This window comes from Vibrio sp. SCP2 (assembly GCF_059295395.1).
In genome coordinates this window covers 46,762-62,741 of the sequence record NZ_JCAFVV010000008.1, presented here as the reverse complement: position 1 = coordinate 62,741, position 15,980 = coordinate 46,762, and the positions used below count along the sequence as shown (strand labels likewise).

The 15,980-nt window shown below is 45.2% G+C and carries 21 protein-coding genes; 13 read left to right on the top strand and 8 right to left on the bottom strand.

Features of this window, described 5'->3' with window-relative positions; translation table 11 throughout:
* Positions 1–11: 11 nt before the first annotated feature.
* Entirely contained in the window at positions 12–857 is an 846-nt protein-coding gene (gene queF, locus AC5O63_RS18285; protein ID WP_494505843.1) for an NADPH-dependent 7-cyano-7-deazaguanine reductase QueF, read from the bottom strand.
* Positions 858–939: 82 nt separating this feature from the next.
* On the opposite strand from queF, the gene syd reads away from it, so the two are divergent.
* Together syd and AC5O63_RS18275 are read left to right on the top strand one after the other, a co-directional pair.
* Complete coding sequence (gene syd, locus AC5O63_RS18280) at positions 940–1,485, top strand: SecY-interacting protein (RefSeq protein ID WP_494505842.1); 546 nt, start codon at positions 940–942, stop codon at positions 1,483–1,485.
* 2 nt (positions 1,486–1,487) lie between these two features.
* Entirely contained in the window at positions 1,488–2,264 is a 777-nt protein-coding gene (locus tag AC5O63_RS18275; RefSeq protein WP_494505841.1) for a Zn-ribbon-containing protein, read from the top strand.
* Between the two features lie 26 nt (positions 2,265–2,290).
* Here the strand turns inward: AC5O63_RS18275 and AC5O63_RS18270 are convergent, their stop codons facing one another.
* Genes AC5O63_RS18270 through AC5O63_RS18255 form a run of 4 tightly spaced genes read right to left on the bottom strand, consistent with a single transcriptional unit; the run spans position 2,291 to position 4,655 of the window.
* Positions 2,291–2,467, bottom strand: coding sequence for a DUF2897 family protein (locus tag AC5O63_RS18270; RefSeq protein WP_171322404.1), 177 nt, complete (start codon positions 2,465–2,467; stop codon positions 2,291–2,293).
* An 8-nt stretch (positions 2,468–2,475) separates the two neighbouring features.
* Positions 2,476–3,153, bottom strand: coding sequence for a M15 family metallopeptidase (locus tag AC5O63_RS18265; RefSeq protein ID WP_494505840.1), 678 nt, complete (start codon positions 3,151–3,153; stop codon positions 2,476–2,478).
* Entirely contained in the window at positions 3,150–4,286 is a 1,137-nt protein-coding gene (gene dapE / locus AC5O63_RS18260; protein ID WP_494505839.1) for a succinyl-diaminopimelate desuccinylase, read from the bottom strand. The genes AC5O63_RS18265 and dapE overlap by 4 nt, the downstream gene beginning before the upstream one ends.
* Positions 4,287–4,307: 21 nt before the next feature.
* Positions 4,308–4,655 (bottom strand): ArsC family reductase, encoded by a 348-nt coding sequence (locus AC5O63_RS18255; protein WP_494505838.1) that lies wholly within the window; start codon positions 4,653–4,655, stop codon positions 4,308–4,310.
* 225 nt (positions 4,656–4,880) lie between these two features.
* On the opposite strand from AC5O63_RS18255, the gene AC5O63_RS18250 reads away from it, so the two are divergent.
* Positions 4,881–5,162, top strand: a complete 282-nt coding sequence (locus AC5O63_RS18250; protein WP_004744549.1) for a winged helix-turn-helix domain-containing protein — start codon at positions 4,881–4,883, stop codon at positions 5,160–5,162.
* A gap of 55 nt (positions 5,163–5,217) precedes the next feature.
* Here the strand turns inward: AC5O63_RS18250 and AC5O63_RS18245 are convergent, their stop codons facing one another.
* Together AC5O63_RS18245 and AC5O63_RS18240 are read right to left on the bottom strand one after the other, a co-directional pair.
* A complete protein-coding gene (locus AC5O63_RS18245) occupies positions 5,218–5,571 on the bottom strand; it encodes a DUF4156 domain-containing protein (protein WP_171322412.1) in 354 nt (117 codons plus the stop codon).
* Positions 5,555–5,899: a DUF2956 domain-containing protein gene (locus AC5O63_RS18240; protein ID WP_239851972.1), complete on the bottom strand. Its 345-nt coding sequence runs from the start codon at positions 5,897–5,899 to the stop codon at positions 5,555–5,557. Before AC5O63_RS18240 ends, AC5O63_RS18245 begins: the two co-directional genes overlap by 17 nt.
* Positions 5,900–5,983: 84 nt before the next feature.
* Here AC5O63_RS18240 and AC5O63_RS18235 point away from each other — a divergent pair, with 84 nt between their 5' ends.
* The gene (locus AC5O63_RS18235) at positions 5,984–6,520 is read left to right on the top strand and encodes a TPR domain-containing protein (protein WP_494505837.1); all 537 of its coding nucleotides are present in this window, start codon (positions 5,984–5,986) and stop codon (positions 6,518–6,520) included.
* A gap of 32 nt (positions 6,521–6,552) precedes the next feature.
* Positions 6,553–7,218: an SDR family NAD(P)-dependent oxidoreductase gene (locus AC5O63_RS18230; protein WP_494505836.1), complete on the top strand. Its 666-nt coding sequence runs from the start codon at positions 6,553–6,555 to the stop codon at positions 7,216–7,218.
* 91 nt (positions 7,219–7,309) lie between these two features.
* Here the strand turns inward: AC5O63_RS18230 and nrfA are convergent, their stop codons facing one another.
* On the bottom strand, positions 7,310–8,743 hold the full coding sequence (nrfA, locus tag AC5O63_RS18225) for an ammonia-forming nitrite reductase cytochrome c552 subunit (RefSeq protein WP_272786619.1): 1,434 nt from the start codon (positions 8,741–8,743) through the stop codon (positions 7,310–7,312).
* A gap of 476 nt (positions 8,744–9,219) precedes the next feature.
* Here nrfA and nrfB point away from each other — a divergent pair, with 476 nt between their 5' ends.
* From nrfB to AC5O63_RS18185, 8 genes are all read left to right on the top strand, one after another.
* Positions 9,220–9,813 carry a cytochrome c nitrite reductase pentaheme subunit gene (gene nrfB / locus AC5O63_RS18220; RefSeq protein WP_054961293.1) on the top strand — a complete coding sequence of 198 codons (594 nt, stop codon included), beginning with the start codon at positions 9,220–9,222 and terminating at the stop codon, positions 9,811–9,813.
* A gap of 1 nt (position 9,814) precedes the next feature.
* Positions 9,815–10,501, top strand: a complete 687-nt coding sequence (nrfC, locus tag AC5O63_RS18215; RefSeq protein ID WP_069665771.1) for a cytochrome c nitrite reductase Fe-S protein — start codon at positions 9,815–9,817, stop codon at positions 10,499–10,501.
* Between the two features lie 2 nt (positions 10,502–10,503).
* Complete coding sequence (gene nrfD, locus AC5O63_RS18210; protein ID WP_494505835.1) at positions 10,504–11,475, top strand: cytochrome c nitrite reductase subunit NrfD; 972 nt, start codon at positions 10,504–10,506, stop codon at positions 11,473–11,475.
* 2 nt (positions 11,476–11,477) lie between these two features.
* Entirely contained in the window at positions 11,478–13,373 is a 1,896-nt protein-coding gene (locus AC5O63_RS18205; protein ID WP_494505834.1) for a heme lyase CcmF/NrfE family subunit, read from the top strand.
* A complete protein-coding gene (locus AC5O63_RS18200; protein WP_494505833.1) occupies positions 13,351–13,890 on the top strand; it encodes a DsbE family thiol:disulfide interchange protein in 540 nt (179 codons plus the stop codon). The genes AC5O63_RS18205 and AC5O63_RS18200 overlap by 23 nt, the downstream gene beginning before the upstream one ends.
* Positions 13,887–14,342: a heme lyase NrfEFG subunit NrfF gene (gene nrfF / locus AC5O63_RS18195; RefSeq protein ID WP_494505832.1), complete on the top strand. Its 456-nt coding sequence runs from the start codon at positions 13,887–13,889 to the stop codon at positions 14,340–14,342. Before AC5O63_RS18200 ends, nrfF begins: the two co-directional genes overlap by 4 nt.
* Before the next feature lie 112 nt (positions 14,343–14,454).
* Positions 14,455–14,913 carry a DUF2919 domain-containing protein gene (locus tag AC5O63_RS18190; RefSeq protein WP_494505885.1) on the top strand — a complete coding sequence of 153 codons (459 nt, stop codon included), beginning with the start codon at positions 14,455–14,457 and terminating at the stop codon, positions 14,911–14,913.
* Positions 14,914–14,995: 82 nt separating this feature from the next.
* Positions 14,996–15,898, top strand: coding sequence for a Dyp-type peroxidase (locus AC5O63_RS18185; RefSeq protein ID WP_004744447.1), 903 nt, complete (start codon positions 14,996–14,998; stop codon positions 15,896–15,898).
* Positions 15,899–15,980: the final 82 nt, after the last annotated feature.

Genomic DNA, 15,980 nt, shown 5'->3' with positions numbered 1-15,980 from the left:
GAGTCGACTTCCTATTGACGAGCCATGCGTTGATTATGACTAGGTTGGTTGTTTACGTTGGAGCGGTAAGGGTTGATATCCAAACCACCACGCCTTGTATAACGTGCGTAAACCGTCAACGATTCAGGCTGACAGAATTCCATAATGTCAGTAAAAATACGCTCAACACATTGTTCATGAAACTCATTGTGCTCGCGGAATGAGACAAGGTAGCGAAGTAGGGCTTCACGATCGATTTGCTTACCCTTGTATTGAATTTCGACACTGCCCCAATCCGGTTGGTTTGTGATTAGACAGTTTGATTTCAATAAGTGGCTGTGCAGGCTCTCTTCGACAACGTCACCGATTGCAGCTCCTTGAATAAGCGTGCGGTCAAAGTCGTAGCTAGTGATCTCAATATCTTGCTCGTCAATGCAGTCGCCATCCATTGTGACCACAACGGAGTCCGTGTAATCCACGACAGAACGAACCGTTACAGAGACTGTTTCACCCGCGCAGGTTGAAAGGTCTTTAACCAGTGTTTGTTCTACTTGATCCCAAGAAGAAAAACGAGTTTGGTTGAAGCTGTTTAGATATAACTTGAATGACTTAGATTCAATCAGGTTGGCACTTGTGGCTGGAATGGAGACTTCACCAATCGCCACTTGTGGTAAGCCTTTCTCATTGAGCCAAGAGAGTTCGTAAAGTGTCCAGATATCGCAGCCTTGAAAAGGCAGTGAGTCACCTAAGTTAAGGTCATCACGATTGAGACTACGAGGTACAGGTTGCAACAGGCTGGCGTCATATTGGTTTGAATATTCGGTCTTTTGACCAAGCGTTAGGCCAGCAAGCTCTTTCGCATCAGAATATTTGCTCATACTTTTGTTCGTTTTCTATTAGAATGTCGAGAATTTTACGCAATCCCGCACCTAAAAGCGAATATTCATGTTGGAGAATCTAATGGCTGATCATGCCTTGCAAGCGTTACTCTCATTCAGTGAAAAATACCGTCAGGCCCATCTTGATGCACATGGCCACCTGCCACAAAGCGAAGAGTTGGTCGATCTTGTATCACCATGTGTCGAGCGCAAAACGGATGATGCAGTTGAGTGGCAGGCTTTTACAAGAGAACAAGCTGCAGATTTTACCAATGTAGAAAATGGTATTGAGCTAACACTTCATGAAGACATCAAAACCTTTTATGGTTCTCAATACAGTGCAGATATGGATGCGACTTGGCAGGGGAACGAGCTAACGCTACTTCAAGTGTGGAGCGATGATGACTTTGTTCGTTTACAAGAGAACATTCTAGGCCATCTCGTGACTCAGCGCCGTTTGAAGTTAAAGCCAACTGTGTTTATCGGCGCTACGGATGCGGAATTGGATGTCGTCTCAATCTGTAACTTAACAGGGAACGTGATTTTAGAGCGACTAGGCACAGATAAGCGCGATGTCTTAGCACAAGACATCGCCGAGTTTTTGGCCAACCTAGAACCTGTGGTGTAATCATGTACGTTGTAGAACTTCAGTTTGAGTGTTTTGACAACACCACGGTTAGTGCGGTAGACAAAGCGATCAATGGTTTGATGGATGCGCTGCGTTATAACGGCCAAGTGTTGGGGCGTGAGTTTCCAATTGTGATGGGAGATGGGGAGTTCTTTGTCCGCGTGGTTTGCCCTGAACAAGATAGTCTACATCCGAGTTACCATTCAGACTTTGTAAAGGTCTGTTTAAACCGCCTGTCTGAGGCAAGTCTACTAGCGCCTAAAATGCGTCTTCTTGGCCGTGACCTTAATTCTGAAGAGGCTGCGGAAGAGGAACAACCAAGTTGGCAGGTTCTATATACCACGTATGTTCATACCTGCTCTCCACTCAGAAGTGGTGAAACACTGTTACCGATCCCGCTCTATCGTAATGGAGCGACATTGAATGGCGATCACAAAGCGGTGGTAAAATGGCAAACCGAGTGGCAAGCGTGTGACGAAATACAGATGGCTGGTGGTTGCCGAGCCGAGCATGCTGCGCTGCATGAGATTTGCGATACTGACAGCGTGTTGTTCAAGCGTGGTTGGGATTTACGCGGTCGCATCGAATACATCACTAAGATACCTACATACTACTATCAGTATCGAGTCGGTGGACAAAGTCTTGCAGATGAAAAGGCACGTAAATGTCCTAAGTGCGGTGGTGAATGGTTATTAGAAGAGCCATTACACGATATCTTCTACTTTAAGTGCGATGATTGCCGAATTGTCTCCAATATTTCTTGGGATCACCTCAAGTAATACGTGAAAATAAAAAAGACGCTAACTTAAGCGTCTTTTTTTGAATCTTGCGACTCTGGAGTCGTCTCTTCGCCGTCGGTGTGTGGTTTCTTTTCAGACTGACCAAACTTCATATTGGCTGTGTATTTAAGGGCAGCAATGTTACCTATTACGACGCTCAACACAATAACAATGATAACCCATGGGTTAGTCAGTAAATCCATCACCGCACCTATTTTGAAATATTGCTAACAAACTGATTGTAGATCGTTTCGAGCTGTTCTAACACCGTCTTCTTACCCAAAATCGACGTCGCAGCAAGCTGTTGTTTGAGTGTCGACGCATCCAATTGTTTTAAGCATTGCTCTGATATGGCTTGGTGGCTGATGTGCCACGGCTCGGCTGCCACACCGCCTAGATCTTGGGCATATGGGAAAAAGAACCCGTAATCATGCAGATTGCGGCTTAACCAGTTATAAAAGGCTTTCTGATGCCCAGTGAGATATTCCCAAGATTCCAACTTGAGTGTTTCCCCTTGAGGTAAGCTATCTCGATCAAAGACATCAAAGTCTGTTCCCCAATGATGGCGACTGCCGCCCGGTAAGGCAGACCAACGAAGAATCGCCATCACCTTTTCTGCTTCAGACAAAAATTCAGCCTTGATGACTTGGCTTTTACTATCCAAGATGTCGGATTTACCTGACATCTTGTTATTCCAAATCGTGGCTTGGCGATCAAAATCGCGAAAGCCACTGGCGATATTGAGATTAAATCCAGCCAACGTTGCTGACTGTTTGAGCGCCAGTAAATCTTGGCTCACAGCTGCGTGAACCAAGAACGCTTTTTGTCCGACCATTGTCTCTACAAGGTGGCTGGTCACTCGCCCGGTCAGTTGCTCTGGAGTCATCATTGAGCGAGTAAGTTTTCCAATGTCTTCTGGTACATTTGTGTCAGCTTTTCTAAATCTGACACCTTAACGCACTCGTTCACTTTGTGAATGGTTGCGTTTACTGGACCTAGCTCTACCACTTGACCACCCATACGGGCAATAAATCGACCGTCAGAAGTACCACCTGTCGTCAGCAGCGCAGGTTTAGTTTGGTTAACCGTATCAACCGCATCAACCACGGCATCAAGCAAGGCACCGGTATCGGTTAGGAATGGGTCGCCGTTGAATGTCCATTTAAGGTCATAATCTAAGTCATGCTTGTTAAGTGTTTCGGTTACACGAGAAACGATGGCATCGTTGTTAAGCTCAGTACTGAATCGCAAGTTGAACTGAACGTTAAACTCGCCAGGAATAACATTCGAAGCGCCGGTACCTGCATGGACATTAGGAATCTGGAAACTGGTTGGCGGGAAGTAGGCGTTACCTTGGTCCCACTCAGTGGTTGCCAGTTCATGGATTGCCATTAAAGACTGATGAACCGGGTTTTTCGCCAAGTGTGGGTAAGCAACGTGGCCTTGAATACCTTTAACCGTAAGATCACCAGTAATAGAGCCACGGCGACCATTTTTCACAACATCGCCGACCACTTCAGTACTTGACGGTTCGCCGACAATACACATGTCGATGTTTTCGCCGCGCTCCATCAGTGCTTCTACCACACGAACTGTGCCGTTGATAAAAGGACCTTCTTCATCTGATGTGATTAAGAAACCAATCGAACCTTTATGATCTGGGTTTTCAGCAATGAATTGCTCAACTGCAACAATCATGCTTGCCAAAGAGCCTTTCATATCGGCAGCGCCGCGACCGTGCAAGAAGCCATCCTTAATGGTTGGTTCAAAGGGAGGGGTTTCCCATAGCTCTAATTTGCCCGCAGGCACGACATCAGTATGACCTGCAAAGGCGAATAGGGGCGCTTGTGTACCACGGCGAGCCCAGAAGTTGGTAGTGTCCTCAAACACCATGACCTCAATCTCAAAGCCCAGTGCTTTGAGTCGCTCAATCATTACCTCTTGGCAACCTGCATCTTCAGGCGTTACCGATTGGCGACTAATTAAATCTTTTGCGAGAGCCAGAGTTGGGCTATCTGTCATCCTTGAAATCCTTACGAAAAATTATGAAAAAATAGTAGCGTATTGATCCGCTTTGAACCCTAGGTGGTAGTCATTACCTGAAACCAGAATAGGGCGTTTGATCATGGCTGGCTGCTCTACTAACAGCGCAATGGCGTTCGCTTCGTTTAGCGACTCTTTTTGCTCTGGTGTCAGTTGGCGGTAGGTTGTGCCACGTTTATTGAGGACGTTTTCCCAGCCAAGTTGTTGGCAGAAAGTTTCGACCAAAGCTTTGTCGATACCTTGCTTACGGTAATCGTGAAAATTGTATTCCAATCCCTCTGCTTCAAGCCACTTTTTGGCTTTTTTGATCGTGTCGCAGTTAGGAATGCCATACATGGTGATTGTCATAGTGGAACCTTTGAAAGTGACTTTGGGCAATCTGCCCTTGTAGTTTTTTAGTTTGTTTTTGCATCCTAGCAGGAAGTGAGGAGCGAGACAAAAGTGTGATGTATATATTTCATTGGGCAAAAAAAATGTGTTTCAAGCTAAGGCGATCGTCGAGTTTTTGATCAAACGCAACACTTAGCAGTGCAAATCAGAAATAATGACTCTAGAAATTTTAAGGAGGTATCAATGGAATTGAGTCCTGTTTTTGCTAGGCGCTTGTATCTCGCATTGCTGGTTGAAAATCTAGAGCGCCCAAATGTGCCCAAATTGATTGAGCAAACAGGTTGGCCACGTCGAACTATCCAAGACGTGATTAAAGCGTTACCTGGCATTGGCATTGAGTTAATGTTTGTCCAAGATGGTCGACGTCACAACGACGGCTATTATCAGTTATCTGACTGGGGACCTTTCGATAGCCAGTGGGTACTAGACAGGGAGACAGACATCGCCGCAAGTCTTGGCTTTTAAAACGAATTGAAAACAACGAACCTAGCGTGAAAGCGCTAGGTTTGTTTTTATTTGGTTACTTTTCCTGTTTGGGGCAATCATAAGCATTGCCCATCACAGTAAATGAGGTCACAAAATCTTGCGGTTGAACTAGGTAGACAGTGTTTGCCCCTAGCGCTAAGGCTTGATTTTTCGCTTCATTCAATGCGCCACGAACCATCACGTCATTGGGGAAGAAAAGATAGCTATACCAATGCCCCTCGCTACCCGTAATCTCACCAAGCCATTGGCAGTTATCTGCATTAAACTGACTGTCTAACCGCAAATGTATCGAGCTTGCAGCAGGATCCATTTTGGTTGTGGGAGTCGCGCAACCCGCTAATACAGCGAGCGAGGCAGCGAGTATAATGTATTTAGTTTTGGCTAACATAGGCGATAAACCCTATCCAACTGATGACGAGTAATGCCCAAGGTAAAATTGAAGGCTTGGTGCTTATTTCTTGGTTTTCAATGTCTACTTGAGTTTGGCTTGTGCTCACCTCTACGTCGGCTTTCTTGGCTTTTTGAGCCTTTTTCTTCGCTTTATCCGCTTGTCGTGAGCGCTCTTTCTGCTGCTTTTTGTATTGGGCGATACCTTTCTCGATACCTTGCGCAATCAGCTTAGTTTGTTCTTTTGTTTGACCAGGCTTTTGCGTTGCTTTGGCAATCTTCATCGCTTCTTGTTGTGTTTCTTGAGAAGGAACCACTTTATTTTTCATATTGATAGGTCTTGCTAGATCAAAGATGTATTTATCCTAACAGGATATACTTTGTCAGTAATGAACAAAAGCTTTGGAGTGCTGATGAAACGAGTTTTACTCGCCAGCTTGGTAATTGCCGTACCCGTGTATATTTGGCTTCAAGGTCAGCCACCTGCACCCATTGCAGAGCTTGAACCGCAGCAGACCCATCAAGAGTGGATGTTGTCTTTGCAAGATCAGCTCAAGCAAGACCCAAACCAAGCTGAGCTTTGGTTTCAACTCGGGCATGGCTATCTCAACAATCAAGATTTTTCCTCTGCTTTGACCTGTTTTGACTATGCAGTTCGATTAAGCGATCCACCGTCCGCCAACCAATTAGCTGCAAAAGCAACCGCCCTTTACTATGTTCATAAGCAGAGAATGACACCTGAAGTCTCGTCTCTACTTGAACAAGCGTTGGGTATAGAAGCCAATAATCTCACCGCTTTAACCTTGATTGCTAGCGACCATTTTATTAGTTTCCGTTACCAAGAAGCGATAGATACTTGGACGCGTATGCTTGACTCTAATCATCCTGAATTGGATCGTGAAATGGTGATTCGATCTTTGAACCAAGCAAAAGCTCTGAATAAAGGGTAAGCTGCGATTGAGGCAATAGAGAAGGAAGAATAATGATAGTTATCACTGGCGCTAGCAGTGGGTTAGGTGCTGCATTAGCTAAACAATATGATGAACAAGATGCGCGAATCCACCTAACAGGGAGGAGTGAACAAAAGCTAAAGCATGTCACCAGTCAATTGTCCTCTAACACCACTTACCAAGCATGCGATCTCGCCAATCACAATGATGTCGAGTCACTGTTTGAGCAACTGGATGAAGTGCCAGACAAAATTATTCATTGTGCTGGCAGTGGCTACTTTGGGTTGCTAGAAGAACAAAACCCTGAGCAGATTGAAGCGCTAATTAAAAATAATCTCAGTTCAGCCATCAATGTTGTGCGTGAGTCAGTAAAACGCTACAAAGCGCAACCCGTTACGTTAGTTATGGTTATGTCTACGGCGGCGCAGCAACCCAAAGCTCAAGAGTCAACCTATTGCGCGGTGAAGTGGGCAGTGAAAGGGCTTATCGAATCCGTCCGTCTGGAGCTAAAAGGTCTGCCAATGAAGATTGTTGCCGTATACCCGGGTGGAATGGCGACGGAATTCTGGACTACCAGTGGCAAGGCGTTCAATACCGATGGTTTTATGTCTGTGGAAGATGCAGCATCAATGATCTACGGTGCGCTCACTGGGTTAGGTAATGGCTATGTGTCGGACATTACAGTAAACCGGGTGTGAGAAGAGTCATCTCAATCTATACGTCATTCAGTGTCGCTATAAAATAACAAAGCCAGCAATTGCTGGCTTTGTCTATTAACGCTCTAGTGACTTATTGCTCGTAGCTAGCTTCGCGTTGTTCCGCGGCTTTCTTCCACTCTGGGACCACAGTTTTTAAGAAGTTCTCTTTATCAGAGTTCATCTTATCCATATCCATACCCAGTGCTTGTTGTGCAGCGGCTTTAGTCGAGATATCAGGCAGCTCTACAGGATCTGTGATGCCTTTCTTAGCCAATAGGCGAACGATCTTGGTGCGAGCATCTGCCGCGCGGTCTACCGCAGTGCCTAATACTTCAAGTGCGACTTCTGGAGCGTGCATATGTACACCGTGTGAGGCGATAGCATAGTCCCAGCGCCATTGAGCGTGGCGGATATCTTGAAGAATATCTTTCATCTCTTCTTCCGTGGCACCGGCTTTCCAAGCTGCGCCCGCTTCGAAGTGAGCAGCAACAATTTGCTTCTCAGCGGTTAGCTTCATGTTGAGCACTTGAGCTTTGCGAGTAGAAACAATGTCACGTAGCTGATCTTTAGACTGCGTATGACAATTTGCACAAGTGTCTTCGAAGCGATCAAATGGGTTACCGACTTTATGATCGGTGTAGACAGTGCCATCTTCTTTGGTCACTTTCGGCATATGACAGTCGACACACGCTACTTTGTTCTTACCATGAATGCCATCACGCCATGTTTCGTAACCTGGGTGTTGCGCTTTTAACATCGGTGCTTTAGAAACCTTGTGCGTCCAATCTTTAAAGCCAAGTGCGTCGTAGTACTGTTCCATATCATCGACAGTGGTGCCCATATCCCATGGGAATTTGACTGACTTGTTTGGACCTGTGAAGTAGTACTCTACGTGGCACTGACCACAGACAGAGGCTTGTTGGTCAAGGCGAGATTGTTGTTCAAAAGGTTTGTCTATCGCCTGAAATGCGCGTTCAACATAAGGTTTTGCCAACGCAAGTGCTGGCTCACCATTCTTGAAGGCTTCACTACGTGTATCGTGACAGTCTGCACAGCCAATTGGGTTGTTAATTTGGTCACCTAAACGAGCCCATTTGCCTTTAAAGTAACCATCTTCACCACGTTCATCGATCACGCGACCTACGTCTGGGCTTTTACAGCTCCAACATGCCATTGGCATTGGGCCGGAAGTTTCATCTTGCGGAGCACCTGTACGCAATGTTTGGCGCACATCATCAACGGCGTAAAAGTGGCCACGAGCCTTGTTGTAATCTTTAGCGAAACCATAGCCAGCCCACAAAATCACCATATTTGGATCTTCTGCAAGTGCGTCTTCGATATGTTCGCTTTCTGAGGTGGCTTTCCAAGAGTGGTATTGATCAGGGTGCTGTTGCTCATACGCATCGTTGCGAGGATCAATTAAGCCTTTTTCTTCGGATGCAGCAAAGCTTGTGACACTCATCAGTGAAGTGGCCACAATTGCTAATGCTGCAGCGGATTTTGGTATCCAATGCAATTTATTCACAGTGCTATCTCCGTATTCTGTTTTTTATTAGCAGCGTTGTGAACTGGCTATATTCCAAACTAAGAATTGGAGAACTGAAATATATTGTAATAAATAGAAATAAAATAAATAACTTAGTAATAGTACTTAATTGTTCAAGATCAATTTTAGCTAGTGATCCAGTTCAAATTCACCTGCCTATACCTCTTTAGGGTTAGCTGCTGTGTGTCTGTATAAGAAATGAAAACTATTATCATCAATGACTTACAATATTTCCCTTTATATTGATAGGGTGATTGAGATCGAATTTTGAACAGTTTTGCCTACCCCTTTAGTGTAGGCGTTGTAATATATAATTTATTAGCGTTGTGGCTTTTCCAAAATAAGAATTGATCTCATTTGATGTGCTTTGCGCGCATTGAAGGATTTTAATTTTTAACCGTATTTTTAATTTGTTGATTGTTTTACGAATTAGTACGGAATAAGGAAAGGATAATATGGGCAATATAAAGTTGGCCATAGTCATAATGCTTAAATCACTTCTAGCATTTTGCCTCTATGGTTATTCTCTTCATGCCGTAGCCGATACTTCAACAGTGCAGTCTGAAGACAAATCCGCACGTCATGAAGTCACGCTTATCCGTGACAAGGATTATAAGTGTATCCAATGTCATAAGGATTCGCAGCAGACCATCCATCAAACGCACACCACTGAGAAATTTGAGCAGATTGGCAAAACGCTGAACTGTACCACCTGTCACGGCAACATCGGCCCTGACCATCGTGAAGGGGCGCCTGTCGTGACTAAGTACGCGCCAGCTCAATCACAGATGGGAAGCGACAAGGTGCAAATGCCGCATCAGGGAATACTTGATGCAAATAGCCAGTGTACCAACTGTCATACTTCAGAGCGGTTACATAAAGCGAGCTGGACGCATGACGTGCATGCCAAAAATCTTACCTGTTCAAATTGCCACAATGTTCACGCTGAGAAGAAGTCGAAAATTCTTAGCCTAGAACGTAAGGACAAAATCAAGATGTGCGTGGATTGTCACTCGGATATCACCCAGCTAAAAGAAGAGGAGAAGTAGTATGAGTTGCTCAAGACGAAACTTCTTAACTGGCGCAGGCGCGGTTATCTTCACTACGGGTGTGGCGGGAACCGCTGTTATCAGTAGTCGAAAAACACTCGCTAATGTTGAACAAGATGGCAACAAACTCTACGGGATGGTTCATGATGAAACCGCCTGTATCGGTTGTACCGCTTGTACGGATGCATGTCGTGATGTGAATAAGGTTCCTGAAGGGGTATCACGCCTCGAAATTATACGCAGCGAACCACAGGGCGAATTCCCGAATGTTGATTACCGTTTTACCCGCAAATCTTGTCAGCATTGTGAAAATCCTCCGTGTGTCTATGTCTGCCCAACAGGTGCGGCGTACAAAGATGAGAAAACAGGTATTGTTGATGTCCATAAAGAGAAATGCGTTGGCTGTGGCTACTGTTTAGCTGCTTGTCCGTATCAAGTGCGTTTCTTTAACCCTGAAGATCACTCGGCTGATAAATGTAACTTCTGCCGCGATACCAACCTTGCCCAGGGCAAATTACCTGCTTGTGTTGAGTCTTGCCCAACTAAGGCACTGATATTTGGTGACCTTAACGATCCAAACAGCGAAATTAACCAAGTGTTAAACAGCGAAGTCGTTTATCGAGACAAGGCACACTTAGGCACTAAGCCTAAATTGTACAAAGTGCCTCATCAGAAAGGGGAGGTTTAATCATGACTGGTTTTGAAAGTGCATTCCACTTTGACTCTCTGGTGTGGGATTGGATTATTGCGGTTTACCTGTTCTTAGCGGGTATGTCTGCAGGGGCGGTAATGATTGCGCTTTATCTAAGGCGCAAAGTGATTGAAGGGGATCCGGCGAACAACGGCATCTTGAAGGCAATGGCATGGCTAGCGCCATTTGGCATCATCTCGGGTCTAACGATCTTGATTTTCCACCTGACCAAACCTTTGGAGTTCTGGAAGATCATGATTTACTTCAATATGAACTCTGTGATGTCAATGGGGGTTATCCTATTCCAGGTCTACATGATCGTCTTGTTTATCTGGATTGGTATTTTGTTCCGTCATCAAATCATCGGTTTCGCTGAAGGTAAATTGCCTAGTAAATTGCTCGATTTTGTCGATGGATTCTTAATTAAATCGGGTAAATACAACAATGCAATTGAACTCTTTTTAGGTTTCCTTGCGGTTGTACTTGCTGCTTATACTGGCTTCCTGCTTTCAGCATTAAAAACATACCCAATGTTGAACAATCCAGTGTTGCCGATTCTGTTCTTGTTCTCCAGTCTTTCATCTGGAGCGGCTGCTTGTTTGATGTTTGGCATATTGGTTTTCAAAGAATCAGCGACAAGTCCAAGTGTTTCTTGGGTGCATAGTTTTGAACGACCAGTGGTGCTGTTTGAACTGTTTGTGTTAGTCACCTTCTTTACCGGGCTTATCTTCAGTGGCGGTCAGAATGAAGTCGCTGCTTGGAATGCGATCGGTGGTGGTTTTTGGTCGAACTGGTTCTGGTTTGGGGTGGTGTTAATCGGCATGCTTTTACCTTTGACGCTTAATGCAGTTGCGCCAAAAGAGACACGCCACAATGGTGGGTATATCTTTATGGTGACCGCCTTAAGCTTGGTCGGTGTGCTTATGCTACGAACCTTTATCCTCTACGCAGGCCAGATGACGGTAGTGTAAGTATGGTCGGAGAGCTAGGACACTTTGCATTAGTCTGGGTTGCGGTTTCAAGTTCGCTTATCTCGGCGGCTTATGCATGGAACAAATGGCAACAGCAAAGTGCCGCTCTCTCTTTATCATTGTTAGCAAGGCTTAATGGCGTGGTTGCGTCGTTAAGCCTTGTCTTTCTTGGTTACCTATTTGTTAGTGATCAGTTCCAGTTCCACTATGTTGCCTCTCACTCGAACACAGCGCTGCCTGATTTCTTCAAAATTGCCGCGGTGTGGGGAGGACACGAAGGGTCGATGCTATTTTGGGTGTTCACTTTAGCTATTTGGTCGGCCTGCATCTCTTTTGTCCAACAGACTTGCAAAAAATACCTCGATGATGTGCTGTGGGTGATGCAGTTGTTTATCGCCGCGTTTGGCTGGTTCACCCTGATCGCTTCTAATCCATTTTCTTATGCTGAAGTTTGGTTAGAGCAAGGTCGAGATCTCAATCCAATGCTGCAAGATATCGGATTGATCTTCCATCCACCGCTGCTCTATCTGGGCTATATCGGGTTTTCTACCGTGTTGGCGTTTGCCCTCGCTGCACTAATGCAGGAAAGATTCGTCGATGATTGGGTAAAGCTAGCAACTCCTTGGGCAATATCCGCATGGGCATTTTTGACCTTAGGTATCTTGGTCGGATCTTGGTGGGCTTATAATGAACTGGGCTGGGGAGGCTGGTGGTTCTGGGACCCTGTTGAAAATGCGTCACTTCTGCCGTGGTTAACAGGAACCGCACTATTGCACGCTTTACTCGCAGCTAAATGCTATCAACAGCAGCGAAGAACGGCATTGGCACTGGCATTGATAACTTTTAGCCTGAGTATTCTAGGCACTTTTATCGTGCGCTCTGGCGTACTGACATCAGTACACGCTTTTGCGGTGGATCCCGGTAAAGGTCTGGCTTTATTAGCCATTCTTGCTGTGACCTTGATTGGTTCATTTGCCTTGCTGTTTGAGCGAGGCGAGGCCATCAAGAGTCAACACGTTCAATCGCTCTTTGGCCGCAGTTATCTTGCCATCGCTTCTGTCGGCATGCTTGCGGTGGCGACGTTTACTGTTTTTCTCGGTACTTTCTACCCTATGGTGTATGAACTTGTAGGGTTAGGCTCGGTATCGGTTGGTGCTCCCTATTTTAATACCTTGTTCTTACCTTTAGTTCTGCTTGCTCTCATTGGTATGGGGTTGGTTCCATTACTTAAGTGGCATAAAGGCAGTCACTATTCCAAACAGCAGATCGTCTTGTTATTTATCACGTCTATGCTCATCGGCACGGTGATGTATTGGTTGCAAGATATGTGGTTCTCGCTAGCAGTCTCTGTGGTCTGGGGGCTGGGGGCTTGGGTGATAATCAGTCACTTGTTATTGGTGGTGAAGCAGCAAAAGCTTACCTTTATGGTGCTTGCTCACATTGGTCTGGCGATGAGCAGTATTGGCGCAGTGATGAATGCAGAGCATTCTTTCGAAGTGAACCATAAAATGGCTGCAGGTAGCACTTTGGAATTTGGTGAGTGGCAAGTCGAGTACCTTGATACTCATTGGGTTATTGGCCCTAACTATAGCGCTGAACAGGCGGAATTGAAGTTCTCCTCCGAACAGCGAAGCTTTACCCTGATACCAGAGCGTCGTCATTATCCCGTTCGAGTGATGAATATGAGTGAACCTGCAATCCGGCCATTTTGGCATGGTGACTACTATGTGACGCTAGGTAGTAAAGTTGATGCTGATTCTTATGCGGTCAAGATCCAATATAAGGCGTATATCAGTTGGATTTGGGGCGGGGCGCTAGTCGCTATGCTCGGTGCTGTGTTACCTTTTCTCTCTCGTCGACGAAAGGAAGTGGCTCATGGCTTTATCAAGCAAGCATAAAATTACCCTCTTTAGCGTGGTTTTAATGGGTTTTATTGCCTTTCTTATCGCAGGGCTGAACACCCAGCAGTTTGGTCCCGCCTCCCAGCCCGTGGTTAGGCAGTTTCCAACACAATCAATAGCGCTGCTTATTAAGCAGGAACAAGTGCAAAGCACGCAGCTATTCCGCCATGAATATCAGCTAGTGAATGTATGGGCATCATGGTGTGGCGTATGTCGTAAAGAACATGCTTACCTTAATCAGCTTGCAAAACTCGGTATTCCTATCATTGGATTAAATTACCGTGATCAACGCTCAGGTGCTGTGAACTATCTTGGCCAGCTTGGCAACCCATACAGTGGAGTCATGTTCGACCCTAAAGGTATTCTCTCTCTAGATCTCGGAGTGGTGGGAACGCCAGAAACTTACCTCGTCGATCAAAGTGGGGCGATTGTTTATAAACATCTTGGCGTGTTGAATCAAAAAGTATGGGACAAGCATTTTGCTGACTTCTTTGCTGGTGGGGAGAACTCATGAGCTTAAGGTCGGCTTTTGTGCAATACCTGTTGTTATTGCTTTCGATAGTAGCGCCACTAAGTCTTGCGAGTGCAAATCAAGATATCTTTGCAGCGGCTACGACAGAGCAAAACGTTCAAGTCGAGCTGTTTCAATTTGATTCGCCACACAAACAAAAGGTTGCGATTGAACTGGCAAAATCATTACGTTGCCCACAGTGTCAGAATCAAAATCTAGTCGAGTCCAACTCGCCGATTGCGAAAGACTTACGCTTGATTGTGTTTAGTAAAATCAATCAAGGCCAAAGCGAACAGCAAGTGATTGATTTTATGACAGCTAGATATGGTGAATTTGTTCTCTATAAGCCTACCTTTAGCGCTAGCAATGCTCTACTTTGGTTAGCGCCTGCTTTCCTTCTGCTACTGTTTTTTATCGTTTCCCTAAAACGAGTCCGAACCAAGCATCAGCAATAACCTCGCCGTGGCTATTCGCTATTATCTATCACTCTAATATGCAATAACTGATAGAAAAATATGCCAATTGGTATAGAGTGGAGTCTAATTGAATTCAAGCAGTGACATAGCAGTGCGTTACGCGTTAGAACAATATGATAAACATGGCTTTTTAAGAGCACCGAAACTGGTTTGGTTAGCGTGGCTGTTCTTAGCCAAAGCTTGGGTCGTGTTTGTGGTCGCCGGTGCCAGTCGCGAGAGTGGCAGTAAAATTCTTGCGATAGTTTACCCAGACCATAATATGCTTTATCTCGGGCTAGCGATGGGAATTCCGAGTATTCTACTAATGTGGATGGTGAGTCTGCGCAGCCCAGAGCGAGCATGGATAAATCACTTAGTGGAATACGGCAGAGGGATTACGCTTGTGACCGCAGCCGCTCAGCTATCTCAAACTCTGTATCATGTCTATCTAGTCCATGGTGCATTTAGCTGGACCAATGGCGCTGTGATGTTGTTGCTATTATGGTTGATTATTTACTTCGCTAAGAGTCGTAGTGTCAGAGATAGCTTTAAGAAAGTTCCGACACAGTAAACTTCCCCTGTGATGATCGTCATCAAAAACTAAAGTAATAAATAAAATACACTGAGCAAAAAAATCGAGTGAGGAATTAAAAATGTCATACCCTCAAAGTGCAATTCTTCCTGAAGCAGGTCCTTTCGCGCAATACACCTTGCTTAAGGTCAATCAAAACGAAACTAAAGTGTTGGAGCAGCTGCAAGCTCTACCGACGTTAGTTGAAGAACTCAATACGCAGCAACCTGGTGCCGAGCTAACGCTGTCTATTGCGTTTACTAAGGCATTTTGGAGCAAGCTTGATATGGCTGTGCCAGCAGAGCTTATCGACTTCCCACAACTCGGTGAAGGCGACGTGGTTGCACCTAGTTCTGATGTTGATGTGTTGATTCACTGCCACTCGAACCGTCATGACCTGCATTTTTACTTATTGCGTAAATTCTTTGCGCAAGTGTCAGAAGATGTAGCTGTCATTGATGAAACATACGGCTACCGCTATTTAGATTCGCGTGATATGACGGACTTTGTTGATGGTACAGAAAACCCGAAAGACGCTCAGCGTGAAGAAGTGGCCATTATTCCACAAGGTGAATTTGCTGGTGGCAGTTATGTGATGGTGCAACGTTTCATCCACAACTTACCTTCTTGGAACCGCTTGAATGTTTCAGCGCAAGAAAAAGTGATTGGTCGTACTAAGCCAGATTCTATTGAACTTGATGACGTTCCAGCAGCCTCGCACGTAGGGCGCGTAGATATTAAAGAAGAGGGTAAGGGCCTGAAAATTGTACGCCATAGCCTGCCTTACGGTAGCGTGTCTGGTGAACATGGCCTGTTGTTCATTGCTTACTGTAATACTCTACATAACTTTAAAGCGATGCTCGAAAGTATGTATGGCGTGACGGACGGTAAGACAGACCAACTGCTTCGTTTTACTAAAGCGGTAACGGGCGCTTACTTCTTTGCCCCTTCTAGTGAAATGTTATCGGGCTTAAAGCTTAAGTAAACTGATACAACACTCGCTACTTCAAAGATTTAAAACCGAACCTTAGAGTTCGGTTTTTTGCATTTTTTCATTAAAGAAACCC

Bases quoted from the DNA above. Each gene is read 5' to 3' on its own strand.
- queF (WP_494505843.1), bottom strand. From the start codon at position 857: ATGAGCAAATATTCTGATGCGAAAGAGCTTGCTGGCCTAACGCTTGGT.
- syd (WP_494505842.1), top strand. From the start codon at position 940: ATGGCTGATCATGCCTTGCAAGCGTTACTCTCATTCAGTGAAAAATAC.
- AC5O63_RS18275 (WP_494505841.1), top strand. From the start codon at position 1,488: ATGTACGTTGTAGAACTTCAGTTTGAGTGTTTTGACAACACCACGGTT.
- AC5O63_RS18270 (WP_171322404.1), bottom strand. From the start codon at position 2,467: ATGGATTTACTGACTAACCCATGGGTTATCATTGTTATTGTGTTGAGC.
- AC5O63_RS18265 (WP_494505840.1), bottom strand. From the start codon at position 3,153: ATGATGACTCCAGAGCAACTGACCGGGCGAGTGACCAGCCACCTTGTA.
- dapE (WP_494505839.1), bottom strand. From the start codon at position 4,286: ATGACAGATAGCCCAACTCTGGCTCTCGCAAAAGATTTAATTAGTCGC.
- AC5O63_RS18255 (WP_494505838.1), bottom strand. From the start codon at position 4,655: ATGACAATCACCATGTATGGCATTCCTAACTGCGACACGATCAAAAAA.
- AC5O63_RS18250 (WP_004744549.1), top strand. From the start codon at position 4,881: ATGGAATTGAGTCCTGTTTTTGCTAGGCGCTTGTATCTCGCATTGCTG.
- AC5O63_RS18245 (WP_171322412.1), bottom strand. From the start codon at position 5,571: ATGTTAGCCAAAACTAAATACATTATACTCGCTGCCTCGCTCGCTGTA.
- AC5O63_RS18240 (WP_239851972.1), bottom strand. From the start codon at position 5,899: ATGAAAAATAAAGTGGTTCCTTCTCAAGAAACACAACAAGAAGCGATG.
- AC5O63_RS18235 (WP_494505837.1), top strand. From the start codon at position 5,984: ATGAAACGAGTTTTACTCGCCAGCTTGGTAATTGCCGTACCCGTGTAT.
- AC5O63_RS18230 (WP_494505836.1), top strand. From the start codon at position 6,553: ATGATAGTTATCACTGGCGCTAGCAGTGGGTTAGGTGCTGCATTAGCT.
- nrfB (WP_054961293.1), top strand. From the start codon at position 9,220: ATGGGCAATATAAAGTTGGCCATAGTCATAATGCTTAAATCACTTCTA.
- nrfC (WP_069665771.1), top strand. From the start codon at position 9,815: ATGAGTTGCTCAAGACGAAACTTCTTAACTGGCGCAGGCGCGGTTATC.
- nrfD (WP_494505835.1), top strand. From the start codon at position 10,504: ATGACTGGTTTTGAAAGTGCATTCCACTTTGACTCTCTGGTGTGGGAT.
- AC5O63_RS18205 (WP_494505834.1), top strand. From the start codon at position 11,478: ATGGTCGGAGAGCTAGGACACTTTGCATTAGTCTGGGTTGCGGTTTCA.
- AC5O63_RS18200 (WP_494505833.1), top strand. From the start codon at position 13,351: ATGGCTTTATCAAGCAAGCATAAAATTACCCTCTTTAGCGTGGTTTTA.
- nrfF (WP_494505832.1), top strand. From the start codon at position 13,887: ATGAGCTTAAGGTCGGCTTTTGTGCAATACCTGTTGTTATTGCTTTCG.
- AC5O63_RS18185 (WP_004744447.1), top strand. From the start codon at position 14,996: ATGTCATACCCTCAAAGTGCAATTCTTCCTGAAGCAGGTCCTTTCGCG.